General features: G+C 52.9%; 9 protein-coding genes. 7 read left to right on the top strand and 2 right to left on the bottom strand.

Annotation, left to right across the window (positions count from 1 at the left end):
* Nucleotides 1-54 precede the first annotated feature (54 nt).
* Entirely contained in the window at nt 55-3,468 is a 3,414-nt protein-coding gene (locus B0I18_RS22155; RefSeq protein ID WP_106524948.1) for a methylmalonyl-CoA mutase family protein, read from the bottom strand.
* Nucleotides 3,469-3,738: 270 nt separating this feature from the next.
* On the opposite strand from B0I18_RS22155, the gene B0I18_RS22150 reads away from it, so the two are divergent.
* From B0I18_RS22150 to B0I18_RS22120, 7 genes are all read left to right on the top strand, one after another.
* Nucleotides 3,739-5,454, top strand: coding sequence for a glycoside hydrolase family 16 protein (locus B0I18_RS22150; protein ID WP_181358579.1), 1,716 nt, complete (start codon nt 3,739-3,741; stop codon nt 5,452-5,454).
* Between the two features lie 39 nt (nt 5,455-5,493).
* Nucleotides 5,494-5,817, top strand: coding sequence for a hypothetical protein (locus B0I18_RS22145; protein WP_106524946.1), 324 nt, complete (start codon nt 5,494-5,496; stop codon nt 5,815-5,817).
* A complete protein-coding gene (locus tag B0I18_RS22140) occupies nt 5,814-6,275 on the top strand; it encodes a nuclear transport factor 2 family protein (RefSeq protein ID WP_106524945.1) in 462 nt (153 codons plus the stop codon). Before B0I18_RS22145 ends, B0I18_RS22140 begins: the two co-directional genes overlap by 4 nt.
* A gap of 14 nt (nt 6,276-6,289) precedes the next feature.
* Nucleotides 6,290-6,703, top strand: coding sequence for a GNAT family N-acetyltransferase (locus B0I18_RS22135; RefSeq protein ID WP_219906029.1), 414 nt, complete (start codon nt 6,290-6,292; stop codon nt 6,701-6,703).
* Between the two features lie 134 nt (nt 6,704-6,837).
* Nucleotides 6,838-7,227 carry a hypothetical protein gene (locus tag B0I18_RS22130; RefSeq protein WP_106524943.1) on the top strand — a complete coding sequence of 130 codons (390 nt, stop codon included), beginning with the start codon at nt 6,838-6,840 and terminating at the stop codon, nt 7,225-7,227.
* 17 nt (nt 7,228-7,244) lie between these two features.
* Nucleotides 7,245-7,616 carry a hypothetical protein gene (locus B0I18_RS22125; protein ID WP_106524942.1) on the top strand — a complete coding sequence of 124 codons (372 nt, stop codon included), beginning with the start codon at nt 7,245-7,247 and terminating at the stop codon, nt 7,614-7,616.
* A 71-nt stretch (nt 7,617-7,687) separates the two neighbouring features.
* Nucleotides 7,688-8,068: a hypothetical protein gene (locus tag B0I18_RS22120; protein ID WP_106524941.1), complete on the top strand. Its 381-nt coding sequence runs from the start codon at nt 7,688-7,690 to the stop codon at nt 8,066-8,068.
* A gap of 78 nt (nt 8,069-8,146) precedes the next feature.
* Here the strand turns inward: B0I18_RS22120 and B0I18_RS22115 are convergent, their stop codons facing one another.
* The gene (locus B0I18_RS22115) at nt 8,147-13,504 is read right to left on the bottom strand and encodes a S8 family serine peptidase (RefSeq protein ID WP_106524940.1); all 5,358 of its coding nucleotides are present in this window, start codon (nt 13,502-13,504) and stop codon (nt 8,147-8,149) included.
* Between the last annotated feature and the right edge of the window lie 214 nt (nt 13,505-13,718).

Below are 13,718 nucleotides of genomic sequence, written 5' to 3'. Positions count from 1 at the left end.
AACAGAAAGCGACCGGAACATAGATCCGGCCGCTTTCTGTTATAAGTTATTGGATTACATATTCCTCCTGTACTGGCCACCCACTTCAAACAAAGCTCTGGTGATCTGTCCCAGCGAGCAATACTTCACGGTTTCCATCAGTTCTTCGAAAATATTTTCGTTGTGTACCGCTTTCTGTTGCAGGCGGTGCAGCATCTCCTGTCCTTTATCGCCGCTGCGGGTCCACAGGTTGTGTACGTTCTCGATCTGGAACTCTTTCTCCTCGGTAGTAGAACGGATAACCTCGGCAGGAATTACCGTAGGCGAACCTTTGGAGCTCAGGAAGGTATTTACCCCGATGATCGGGAATTCGCCGGTATGTTTCAGGGTTTCGTAATAAAGACTTTCTTCCTGGATCTTACCGCGTTGATACATGGTCTCCATGGCGCCCAATACACCGCCGCGTTCCGTGATCCGGTCGAACTCCGTATATACCGCTTCTTCCACCAGGTCGGTCAGTTCTTCGATAATGAACGAGCCCTGCAGCGGGTTTTCGTTTTTGGCCAGTCCCAGCTCTTTATTGATGATGAGCTGGATCGCCATGGCCCGGCGCACGCTTTCTTCCGTAGGTGTGGTAATGGCCTCGTCGTAAGCATTTGTATGCAGGGAGTTACAGTTATCGTATATCGCGTACAGGGCCTGCAGCGTAGTACGGATATCGTTGAAGTCGATTTCCTGGGCATGCAGCGAGCGGCCCGAAGTCTGGATATGGTATTTCAGCATCTGGCTGCGTTCGTTACCGCCATACTTCAGCTTCATGGCTTTAGACCAGATACGGCGGGCCACACGGCCGATCACGCTGTATTCCGGATCCACACCGTTGCTGAAGAAGAAGGACAGGTTCGGTGCAAAATCATCGATATGCATGCCGCGGCTCAGGTAATATTCTACAAAGGTAAAGCCGTTGGAAATGGTAAAGGCCAGCTGTGATATAGGATTGGCGCCGGCTTCAGCGATATGATAACCCGAAATGGAAACGGAGTAGAAGTTACGTACACCTTTATCGATAAAGTATTGCTGCACGTCGCCCATTACCCGCAGGGAGAATTCGGTAGAGAAGATACAGGTATTCTGCGCCTGGTCTTCTTTCAGAATATCGGCCTGAACCGTACCCCGCACGGCTTTCAGCGTATCGGTCTTGATCTTTGCATATACATCGGCAGGCAATACCTGGTCGCCGGTAACGCCTAGCAGCGTTAAGCCGAGGCCATTGTTGCCCTCGGGCAATACGCCGGTACCCTCGGCTGCCGGTTTGCCCATACCTACAGATGAGCTGTATACCGGTCGGGGCAAGCCTTTCTCTTCATAGATCGCTTCGATCTTCGCCTCTACCTCAGCTTCCAGGCCATTGGCTTTGATGTATAACTCGCATTGCTGATCGATGGCGGCATTCATAAAGAAGGCCGTAATCGTAGGCGCAGGACCGTTAATGGTCATGGATACCGAAGTCTTGGGATCGGCCAGGTTAAAGCCGCTGTACAACTTCTTGGCATCGTCGAGCGAAGGCACACTCACACCGGAGTTACCGATCTTACCATAGATATCCGGGCGATGGTCAGGATCCTGACCGTATAGGGTTACACTGTCAAATGCCGTACTTAAACGGGCGGCAGGCAATCCTTTGCTTACATAGTGGAACCGCTTGTTGGTACGCTCCGGTCCGCCCTCGCCCGCAAACATACGGGTAGGATCTTCGCCCTCTCTTTTGAATGGATAGATACCGGCTGCGTAAGGAAATTCACCGGGGAAGTTTTCGGTAAGGGCCCATTTCAGGATCTCACCCCAGGCTTCGAACTTAGGCACGGCTACTTTAGGGATCTGCGAATGCGACAACGACTCGCTGTGTGTTTTAATCTTCAGCTCTTTGTCCCTTACTTTAAACACATAGTATTCGTCCTGGTAATGCCTTTTCTTCGACTCCCAGTTTTGCAGCAATTGCAGGTTTTTCGGATCGATCTCCAGGGTTATTTTGACATACAGCTCTTCGAGTTCTTTAACCAGGCGGTCTTTATCTTCGATCTGTGTAGCCTGCAGGGTTTCGATGGTTTTGCGGATGCCGAACAGCTTCTGGGCAATATCGGCCTGCTCCTGCGAACGTTTGTCGTAACCGCGGTTATTCTCCGCAATCTCGCTCAGGTAGCGGGTCCTGGCAGGAGGAATGATAAATATTTTTTCGCTCAGCTCTTCACTCGGGTGGAAGGTTGATTTCAGGTCGGCGCCGGTCTTGGCTACCACTACATCCATCAAAGCGCGGTAGAGGGTATTGGTACCGGGGTCGTTGAACTGCGAAGCGATAGAACCGAATACAGGCATGGTTTCGGCATCGCGGTCAAACAGCTTATGGTTACGCTGGTATTGTTTTTTTACATCACGCAGGGCATCGAGGGCGCCGCGTTTGTCAAACTTGTTCAAGGCTACGATATCCGCAAAGTCCAGCATGTCGATCTTCTCCAGCTGGGTTGCAGCACCGTATTCCGGTGTCATTACGTACATACTCAGGTCGCAGTAGTCGGTGATCTGCGTATCGCTCTGACCAATACCCGATGTTTCGAGAATGATCAGGTCGTAATGCGCCGCCTTTAAGATGTTTACCGCGTCATGGATATATTTGGATACGGCCAGGTTGCTTTGCCTGGTGGCCATAGAACGCATATACACCCGCTCGTTGCGGATGGCGTTCATACGGATACGGTCGCCCAGCAAAGCGCCGCCGGTCTTACGTTTGGAGGGATCGACAGAAATGATGCCGATCGTCTTATCTTTAAAATCGAGCAGGTAACGCCTTACGATCTCGTCGACCAGCGAGCTTTTACCCGAACCGCCGGTACCGGTAATACCCAGTATGGGGGTCTTGCTTTCCTTAGCCTGTGCAGCCACGTTCTTGAGCATGGCCTGCGTTTCGGGCAGGTCGGAAAAGTTTTCTGCAGCCGAGATCAACCTGGCGATCGACTTGGCTTCTTTATCGACCAGGTGGCCGGCTTCACCGTTCAGTTGGTTGCCTGTTGGGAAATCACTTTTCTTCAACAGGTCGATGATCATGCCTTCGAGGCCCATAGCACGGCCGTCGTCGGGCGAATAGATACGGGTAATGCCATATTCATGCAGCTCTTCGATCTCGGAAGGGAGGATTACGCCGCCACCGCCGGCAAAGATGCGGATATGACCGCAGCCTTTTTCTTTCAGCAGGTCATACATGTATTTCAGGTACTCCACGTGCCCGCCCTGGTAAGAGGTCATGGCTATTGCATTGGCATCTTCCTGGATGGCGCAATCCACTACGTCCTGGACGCTGCGGTCGTGCCCGAGATGAATCACTTCGGCTCCATTGGCCTGCATAATACGGCGCATGATATTGATGGCTGCATCATGACCGTCGAACAGCGACGCCGCAGTTACCACACGGATTTTGTTTGTGGGAGTGTATGACATAATAAAATTTAGGCTTCTTAAATGCAAACCGGTAATACGACCGGCCTGGCACAAAAAATATATTTAAAAATTAAATATTTTATACAAATTACCTGTCCCGGAAGAGGAATACCCACTCCGGGTTTGCAAATTTACGACATTATCCCGCTTAAATCAAGGGGGAAAGCAGCGGCCCTTTGCCCGTGGGCAGCAGCAGCGCAGGGAGCATGGATAAGGATAAAGGCTTGTCAATCTGTATTTTTGTATTTTCAGCAAATACCCGGGAATACAATGAGAAGATCGCTGTTACTTTTGGCCTGTTCAGGCATGATGTCCGCACTGCATGCGCAAAGTGGCTGGCTACCGCCGCAACAGTTTCCGGCGGGCACGAATCTTTGCGATACCGCATCCTGGCAACTGGTATTTACCGATGACTTCGATGGTGACCAGATAGACCGCAGTAAATGGATCACCTTCGGCTCCTACCCCGGTATGGCCGGCGGCGACCATGAGCACTGGAACGGCGCCCGCACCTGGTATGACAATCCCTATATCCTGCGCGACAAAAATGTAGTGGTAAGCGAAGGCACCTGTAAACTGGTTATACGCCGCGAAACCGGCAACTGGTCCTGCACGGACTGCCCCAACCCGGTAGCCTTCAAAAAGCAGGTAAGCGCAGCGCAGATTGCCACGTACCGTAACCTGCCCGATGGCACCGACAATGCCTATAATAACGGACGCTTCGAGGCGCGCCTCCGCTTCCCGGTGTTTAAGGGCGCCTGGTGCGCCTTGTGGACCTGGCATGGCCTCGGTGTAAACGAAATCGATATTGCCGAGGCCTGGGGTGGCGGGCTTAGCGGCGGCAACCAGCGGCGCAATACCTTCAGCACCCACGCCTGGGGCCCCGACCCCTCGGCCAATCCGCCGCTGCCCAACCCGTATAACCTGCCCTATGATGCCGCCTGGAGCAATAAATTTCCAGGCCAGGGCTGGTGGCGCAACCTGCCTGGCGGTAACGCACACCGCCAGGACGACTGGCATACTTATACCTGCGAATGGGATGATAACGAATTACGCTTCTACCTGGACGGCAACCTGGCAGGCAGGCGCTGGAAATACATCCGCGACCAGGGTTATGTCTATAACGGGCACAACTACAAGCTGACCGTTGGCGCGGAATGCCAGCCTCAGCCGGGCGCTAACTATTACATCAGTTATGGTTATCCCTATAACACGAAATCGGCCAGCCAGCTGATCCTCCTGGCACGGGTCAATGAACAGGCAGGGCTGAACCGCGAAGACCGGCAAGCCGGCCTGGATAGTGTACTGCATCCCGGTGTACTGGGACAAATGGAGGTAGATTATGTAAAGATCTGGCAACGGCATCCCGAACAGGATAACCATCGCAAAATCGGGATGAACCTGCTCAAAACGGCGCCGGCAGCGGATTACAATACCCTACCCGGCCAACACGGCCAGACCTTACCCTACACGATCCATATCGTGAGCACCCGCGATAACCGCGACAGGCAACAGTTTCAACTGTTTGAGGGTTCGGGGGAATACCGCTACCCTACTACTCCCCTGAACTTCGAATGGGATATAACGGTAACGACTGCAGGCAGGGAGCAACACTACAAACGGCAGGGCGCCTTCGTAGCCACGCCATGGCTACAACTAGCACCAGGAGCAGCTTACAGCATGAGCTGGAGCCTGCATGTGAGCAGGAATGGCGCAACGGTTGCGCGCTATTCGGGCTGCAGCGACAGCCATAGCCCGGCTTACGAAATGCAAAATAAGGAAGTACATTACTTTAACGCCCTGTTTACAGATGTACCGGCATATGAGCAAAGCGTTGCCGCCGGGGTAAAACAGGCTACCGTATCGGAAATAGAAATTAAAGATACCGCCTACCTGGACCAGTTGATCGAACAGATCCGTACGGAGGCCCTGGCGCCTTACCTGCAACTACAACCGGAAGACCTGTGGGTAACAGGGCATCCTTAAAAAAGTGATAAGAACAGAAGCCTGCGATAAAGGCTATCTTTGCGGCAGGTACTGCGCCCTGTATACAAATGCCGTACCGACCATATTATGGATACCAGGCAACTCAGCCCACAAACCTATAAGGCTATCCTCGGCGAGGCCGGCCGTTTCCATCCCGACCTTGCATTGCGCTTTGGCATGCTGGCCAAGATCAGCGAGAGCGAAGCAGACTATATTCATAAATCGGCCGAACTGATCCGGTTTATGCAACAATATGATGATGCGGCTATAGACGCCGTATTCCTCGATAACCCGCTGAGCCCGCCTGCATTTCGCGATGCCCTGGGCCATATCGCCAACCAGTTAAAAACATTGGAGCCATGAACGAAAAAGCATTGATCGAACAATTCTATACGGCATTTGCCCGGGCCGATGCCGAGGGTATGATCGCCTGTTACCACCCGGATATCGAGTTCGAAGATCCCGCCTTCGGTCCTTTGAAAGGCGCCGATGCCTGCAATATGTGGCGTATGCTGGTGAACCCGGGGCTACACCTTACCTTCAGCAAGGTACAGGCTGCGGGCGATACCGGCAGCGCCCACTGGGATGCACGGTATGTGTTCAGTAAAACCGGCAATAAGGTATTGAACCAGGTCGATGCCAGCTTTGTATTCCGGGACGGGAAAATCATCCGGCATACCGACCGTTTCGATTTCTGGAAATGGTCGCGGCAGGCATTGGGCCTGCCCGGGCTGCTGCTGGGTTGGAGTCCTTACCTGAAAAATAAAGTACGGCAACAGGCCTTACAACGTTTAGCACAATTTAGCGCCAAAGCAAAATGATACAAACCCGGAACATGCAGGCTACAGACGCCGCAGCCGTAAACCGCCTGTCGGAGCAGCTGGGCTACCCGCAAACGCTGGCCGATACGACCGCTTATATACAGTCAGTACTGGATAGTAACGACGACTGTGCCTTTGTGGCCCTGGATGCTGCAAACCAGGTCTGTGGCTGGATACATGGTTTTAAGACCCGCAGGATAGAGTCGGCGGCCTTTACCGAGATCGGCGGCCTGGTAGTAGATAGCAATAACCGCGGACAGGGCGCCGGCAGGATCCTGGTGCAGGCGGTACACGCCTGGTGCCTCGAACAGGGTATCCATATACTGAAAGTGCGCAGCAACGTAATCCGCGATGGGGCACATCGCTTTTACCTCGGCCTCGGTTTCCACGAAAAGAAAGAACAGAAAGTATTCGAAATCTCCATCTGACAAGAGATACAGCCCCGGTTCCACCCGCCGGGAAATACCCGCATAAATAACTACAGCCGCCAATAGCCCGGGAGCATAATATGCCCCTGGGCTATTTGAATTTTGTGGTTAACCAAACCTGCAAAATTTAAAACATGAAAAAGATCCTTATCGCAGCCAGCCTGTTACTGGGCATAGGAACCGCTGCCAGCGCCAACTCCTGCACCTACATCAACCTCACCAACTGTACCTACGCGCTGAGCACACAAGGTGGTTTTGTAAACGTGCCTCCGGGCAATACATTTTATGCCAGCCCGGCTAATATCAGCAACCCGGGCGCACCGCCATCGGGCACTTTCAGCGGCGCCAAGATCGACCTTTTCCCGGCTACCACGGTAGGCATGTACGTGGGTACCGGCGGCCCGCTTAGCGCCAGTAGCGCCACAGCAGGCGTATTCCCGGCCTGTAACAACAGCCAGGCCTTTACCGTATCCTGGAACGTAGGCGCCGCACCCAATTACGACATTGTTATGCTCTTCTTCTAACCCCCAAAAATATCCTGATGAAAAAAGTAATGATAGCCGCCGGCCTTATGCTCGGCGCCGCTTCGATGGCCAACGCCAACAAATTAACCGTAATGAACATCAATGCCTGCACGATTTACGGGATCACCCAGGGCGGCATGATCACCGTGCCCGGCCAGCTCACCACGACCTATGCCAGCCCGGCCAATGTAAGCAATCCTGCGGCTCCGCCTTCTGGCACCTTTACCGGGGTTACCTTCGATTATACGCCGGCATTCCTCAACCCGGTATTTGTAAACGCGTCGGCGCCCAGCTGCACTGGTGGACAACTGGATTGCAACGGCATCCAGTATTGTTACAACTGGAATATAAACACCAGCAACGGCGACATTGTGCTTATTTTCTTTTAACCCAATACTGCGGTTCTTTATAACATCCATACTTTGTTGTAGAGACAGGAGCACGTAAAAAACAGCCTGCAATGAAAAAAACAATACTCGGTTCCTTGCTGGTCCTGGGCCTGGCAACAGCAGCTTCAGGCAATTCGCTCACGATTGTAAACACGACCGGCTGTACCATATACGGTATTACCCAGGGAGGCGCTTTCTCGGCGCCACCCGGCAATACCAGCTTTGCCAGCCCGGCCAATGTTGCCAATCCTTCGGCGCCGCCATCGGGTACCTTTTCCAGTGTTACCTTCGACGTTACATCAAGCTATCTGAACCCCGTTTATGTCGGCAATGGCGTGTTTAACGGCTGCTCCGCCACATCCGGAACTTCGCCGGCCTGCAATGGCGGCACACCGTTCTGCTGGAACTTCTTATATAATGCTGCCGGTAACCTCACACTAATATTTTTTTAGTAACGGCAACCGGAGCCGATAACGAAACAGCCATGCTTTTTTATGAAGCATGGCTGTTTGCATTGTTAAGATAGAGGATTAGTGATAATACACGACCTTGAACTCCCAGTGTTCGCGGCCACTGTTGAGCTTCAGCAGGTATACGCCTGCCGATAAACCAAACTGGTTCAGGTCGAGGGTATAATGCCCGTTGTAGAGATCGTACTCGATCCGGCCCACATTGATCGTCTGGCCGCTTACATTGCTCAGGCGCCAGTCTATAGCCTCGCTGTTGCCTTTAAACCACTCGATATTCAACACGCCATTGCGTACCGGGTTAGGGTAGATATTTACCGTACCGCCAACCTCGCTGAAATCAAGCCTGCGCACCAGGCTGTACAACAGGCTGCCATCCTGCAACTGGTATTGCAGGCGGTAGAAAACCACCGGCGCAACGATAGACGGCGTATCGATATAACTATAAGCATGACCGTTCTGTGCTACGCTGTTTACCGTGGCTATCTTTTCGAAGTTCATGGAAGGATCTGCACGTTCGATGTCATACTTCACCGTCTGCCCGTCCAGTTGCGAGCTCCATTGCAACAGGGCATGACGCTTGCCGTAATGCGAGGCCGTAAAATCAAAAAGATTGGAAGACAGGACCTGGTCGTGGTTCGGACCGCCATCATTAAACCAGAATTCGGAGAACGACTTCACTTTTACTTCCGCATAGTAGCCGATATCATAAGGCACCCAACGTATCTTATCGCGGGTGATAAAGGAATAAGTCCCCCCTGTATTGTCGGCCAGGGTATTGTTTTCTTTTTGCTTGTCGGGATCGTCGTATTTGGTAATGCCCAACTGCTGCACCTCTACGGGCCTGCTGCTACAGGAGTAGCATACCTGGTCTTCCCTTACGGTACGCATCGCCTGGTCGGGCACGAAGAAACGCAGGGTAACGCTGTCGCCCGGCGCATTCGCAGTTTGCACCGTAAAGTTCTTGGGCAGGAAATACTGGGTGCTGTCGTCGTTGATGTAGTCGGTATGCTTGTATGCCTGTACCGTAACCGATCCCAGTGTAGAAGCGCCGTTGCGCAGGTTAAGCCCGATGGCATTACCACTGGTAAAGTCCAGAACCTGCGCCGGTCCGGCATTCTGGCTTATCGCCGCCGGGAATGCCTCCTGGTCGAAGATCGGGCGTTGCAGGTCGTAGATATGAATATCATCGATCGCAATGCCTTCCAGTTCCTTACCCGGATCGGATACCAGTACAAAGCGGAACGAGATGGTATTGCCCGTTTTGGGTAAGCCTATCGTGGCTACATGCCAATAGGTTTCGCCCTCTTTGGCCCAGCCCCCGGCAAAAGTACTGTTGTACCAGTTGGTGCCTTGTCCTGCGGCGCCCAGCCGGTTCCAGGTATACCCGTTATTACTGTATTCCACATAGGCGATATCGAAGTAAGACGTATCGGTAGCGCCTTCCAGGTCGGTAGCTAGGTGGAAGCTCAGGGTCGGGTTGGCCAGGCTGCTGATGTCGAAGCAGGGAGAGTACAGGTAAGAGCGCTCGACGCTGTTGTAATTGCCGCGCAGGTTGGTCTTCCAGGCTTTGCTGCCGCTGGCCGCATGACTGATACGCGGCGATGCCGGGGTACCATAGGCCCAGCTGCTTTTTACACCTTCGGTAAAATAGAACCCGTTGTCCTGTTCAAAATTTTCGAGATAAGGAAACGCGGCAATCATCGGCTGGTTGATGACCTGCACATGCATCAGGCTGTCGTTGAGATGATAGGTATCAGTAGGCACATTTACCCAGGCCGATACATCGAAGGTAGTCGTGGCCGAGAGATCTGCCGTTTGTATAAACGTATAACTCAGCGTATCCTTACCGGCAATGGAATCGATCATTTCGGTAACCGCAGGCAGGTTGCCGATCTTATACGATACGGCGATATTATGTATGGTATAATTTACCCCGTTTACTACCGAAACCCGCACCGGCAACGTGCTGCTGAGCGCGCAATTATAGTGGTATACTGAATCTATAGACAACAGGCTTACATCATCGGTAACCGTGTAGAGTTTGAAATTGTCCATGGTAAAACCATTACCGAAATAGGTTGCCGCAATCAGCGAGGTATCGTACTGCCCGAAGCGGATCTGGGTAGACGAAGAGAAGGTTTGCCCCGCTGCGAGCAGGATATCGGTAAGCGACAAAGAACCCGAATTGCGTACCACGCCGAGGTTTGTGGTATCGATCTGGTAGGCATAAAGCGGTATCCAGGGATCGGTATCGCTGCCCCGTACCCAAGCCTGGTTGCCGGTATCGAACTTAGGTACGCCATGCATGATGTAGTCAAACTCGCAACGCACTTCCCAACCAGCAGGATTATAACCAGCCAGGTTAAAGGTGCCTGTAGCCGTATTGAAACTACTGCCGGCAATATCGAAACGCTGATTATTATTGTTATCCATACTCAGCGAACGGTTGCCCTGTATAGAGATATCGCTGTTGACGAAGCTGCGGATACGGCCGAAAGGTTTGGTTTGTGTAAAGTCCCAGCGATCGGCGCCGTCGATGCCGATCATGCCCTTGCCCATGATATCGAGACCGGCTGCATTTTCGAAGTCTTCGGTATACCCGCCGCCCAGTCCTATCGCAGGATTAGCCAGTTGTTTGATCACGACAACCTGGGTATCGTTGCCCGGCACCGGATCGGTCAGCGCCTGGTTTACTACCGCAACTTTAAGCGTATGGTTGCCTGTAACCGCAAGCGCTCCCAGGTCGGCAATATCCAGCACGCGGGTACCGCCTGCATTGATCACATCGGTAAAGGCCTGGCTTACCCAGGCGGCGTTATCGAGCTGGTAGGCGATACGGTAATCCGCGGCGTTCTGTCCGTCGTAGTTACCTACTCTAACCCGCAGCATACGGTTGGCCGCGATGGTGAGCGAAGTGCTGGTAAGCTCGCGGCCGCTTTGCGGCCCTGTAATAGCTTCCAGGCTTAAGTCGCCATGAGGGGTAAGTCCCGTACAGCTACCATCTGCTGGCTGCCGGCTCAGCGCCACCGAACGCATACCCGGCTTACCATTGACCAGGGGGGCTACAGCCACCCAATAGGTAGAGTCGTGCGACAGGTTTTTGAAGGTATACGTATTACCCGTTAAGGCAGCTACCGCCAACATTTCGCTGCCCTGCTTCAGGTATACCTGGTAATTACTAACGCCCGTAACCGGCGCCCAGCTTAGCTTAACGCTGCCCGGGCATTGCTCGGCCACAGGGTTGAGCACTGCAGCCGGACGTCCGGCCAGGATAAAGGCTTTGCTTTGTTCCTGCTGCGTGGTACCATTGCGGCTAAGCCGCACCAGGCATTGGTCGGAAGCCAGGCCCGCCGGCGGGTACCAGGTATATAAACGCTGGTTGGCCGGTATACTGGCATTTACCGGCGTCCAGCTGGCGCCGTTATCGGCAGAGAACGAAAGAGCAAAGGTATTGCTGCCCGGCGAAGCATCCCAGTATACGATCATGGAATCGCCCGCCACGAGCGATTCTCCCCCGAAAGGATATTGCAGGGTAATGCCCACTTTCTGAAAATCGTAAGCCACTACATATTGCTGGTTGGGCTCGGGCACATTAAAACCTTTTACTTTAAGCGTATAATTACCGGCTGCCGGGTTATCGATCGTTACCTGCTCTACATTATTCACCCGGTCGAAGCCTCTTACCGCCGGTGCAGTTACCGCCGAGGGGGTGGCATCGAGTATCCAGGGCAATACCGTAGCAGCTGCAGGGGTAACCACAGCAAGATCGAGATCGTTAACCAGGGTCGATACCGTCAAAGGCGCTACTGCAGGGTCGTTCCAGCAGATCATAAACCGGGCCTGCGCCGTATTGGGCGGCACGGTTACGGTATAGGTCTGCTCCTGGGTAGTGTTGATGGTGTTGGAAAAATAGCGGTTGCTGTCGAGCATAGTCAGCGAACGGCCCAGGTCGAGCAGGCCGAAGCCATAGGCATAGTCGGGACCGGGCGTAGCCAGGTCGCTGGCGCCGTTCATCAATAAGGTTTTGATCAGCACATTGGCCGGGTTCTGGTTGCCGTGCAACTGGCGGTAACGCTGGTACAAGAGGCCGGCAGCGCCGGTTACATTCGGACAGGCCATACTGGTACCGTAACCGGGACCATAGTTGTTGTTCTGTATACCGGAAAATAAAGCGGAGCCTACTGCCGTGATCTCGGGTTTCATACGGCCGTCCTTTACGGGGCCACGCGAGGTATAACTGCTCAGCAGCTCGCGGCTCTTGCCTACAGCGCCTACGGTCAGTACATTTTTCGCCGTGGAGAAAGAACCCGTAACCGTTGCATAACCCGTAGGATAAGGCGTACAGGTCATATTGCCATCGTTGGCCGAAGCAAATACATGCAGCATGTCGGGCACATCGCGCATCAGCTGGTCGGTAAACTGCGAATAGGCATCGTAGGTACCCGCATAGGCGCAGTTTTTAAGAATATTGCCGTAGGAGTTATTGGATACGACCATATCAAAATCGCTGCGGTAGGTGGCCGCGTTGGAGATGATCTGGCTGAAGTAATCGGAGATCACATTGCTCCTGGGCGCAAAGCCTTTAAAATACTCGTCTTTAAGACCACCGCCTACAACGGTAGTGGCCGTATGAAAACCATGGTCGCTGGAGACCAGCGGATTGAAGCCTCTTAAACGATCGATCACATCGATATGGGTAGGATTGGAATCGTCGCCCACCCCCATGATCACGCCTTCGCCATGGAGGTTGTGGCCGCCAAGGGCAATGGGTTGCCGGGCCACGGCGGTATTGGTAAAGGCTTCGGCTTCGGTATTCATCGGCTGCGGTATCATTTTCGGGTTGATATACCTTACGAAACCCGCAGCGGCCAGTTCGCGGATACGGGCATAAGGCATTTCGACCTGCCAAAGGTCCTGTTTGCTCCAGGGCTGCTCTACACTAAGCCTGCCGCCCAGGCCGGGCAGGGCGGCATTAAGCGCCGCTGCGCCTGAAGGCTTTACTACCGATACCAGCAGTACCTGCTGCGCCTCCTGCCCTGCCGGGTCGCGCAACAGCATATTGAGTTTATCGTCTGCCTGCATAGGCGCCCAGGCCGTTACGGCAAACTGCTGCAGGCGGGCCACCTGTGCCTGCGGTGTACAAAAAGCGGTATAGGTATTGTGCTGTACATAATCCTGGAGTATAATACCTGCGTCCTGCAATTTGCCGCGGTCGGGCGGCATATGGAATTGCAGGTACAGGATGGTGCCGGCCTCCGTTTTCGGCATAGACCGCACTTTTTCTTCCAGGCCGCCCAGCCCTGCCTGCAACGCTATATCCCTATTCGCCAGGGCCAGCTGTGCCGGGGCTTTGGCCAATTGTGCCCGGGCTGCCAGGCCCGACCATAAGAGGAGAACAATTGTAAAAATTTGCTTCATATGTGCTTCACCCTGTTTTTTAGCGGGAAACTTAATAAAAATACATACTAATTCATTATGAATAATTAACTATTCTTTTTCCCAACGTTATTTAATGTAGACAGGTCTTTAATAAAAAAGGGATTGCTGCATTTTTTATAATCTACAAATTATATCATAGTAATATTTTCAAATATGAATATAAAATTTTAAATTGTTCTGAATTTATCGTAAT

It is taken from the genome of Taibaiella chishuiensis (assembly GCF_003014535.1).
Taxonomy (GTDB): domain Bacteria; phylum Bacteroidota; class Bacteroidia; order Chitinophagales; family Chitinophagaceae; genus Taibaiella; species Taibaiella chishuiensis.
Note: the sequence above shows the minus strand (reverse complement) of the source record. Positions and strands in the feature narration are given on the sequence as shown.

Bases quoted from the DNA above. Each gene is read 5' to 3' on its own strand.
- B0I18_RS22155 (WP_106524948.1), bottom strand. From the start codon at position 3,468: ATGTCATACACTCCCACAAACAAAATCCGTGTGGTAACTGCGGCGTCG.
- B0I18_RS22130 (WP_106524943.1), top strand. From the start codon at position 6,838: ATGAAAAAGATCCTTATCGCAGCCAGCCTGTTACTGGGCATAGGAACC.
- B0I18_RS22125 (WP_106524942.1), top strand. From the start codon at position 7,245: ATGAAAAAAGTAATGATAGCCGCCGGCCTTATGCTCGGCGCCGCTTCG.
- B0I18_RS22135 (WP_219906029.1), top strand. From the start codon at position 6,290: ATGCAGGCTACAGACGCCGCAGCCGTAAACCGCCTGTCGGAGCAGCTG.
- B0I18_RS22150 (WP_181358579.1), top strand. From the start codon at position 3,739: ATGAGAAGATCGCTGTTACTTTTGGCCTGTTCAGGCATGATGTCCGCA.
- B0I18_RS22120 (WP_106524941.1), top strand. From the start codon at position 7,688: ATGAAAAAAACAATACTCGGTTCCTTGCTGGTCCTGGGCCTGGCAACA.
- B0I18_RS22140 (WP_106524945.1), top strand. From the start codon at position 5,814: ATGAACGAAAAAGCATTGATCGAACAATTCTATACGGCATTTGCCCGG.
- B0I18_RS22115 (WP_106524940.1), bottom strand. From the start codon at position 13,504: ATGAAGCAAATTTTTACAATTGTTCTCCTCTTATGGTCGGGCCTGGCA.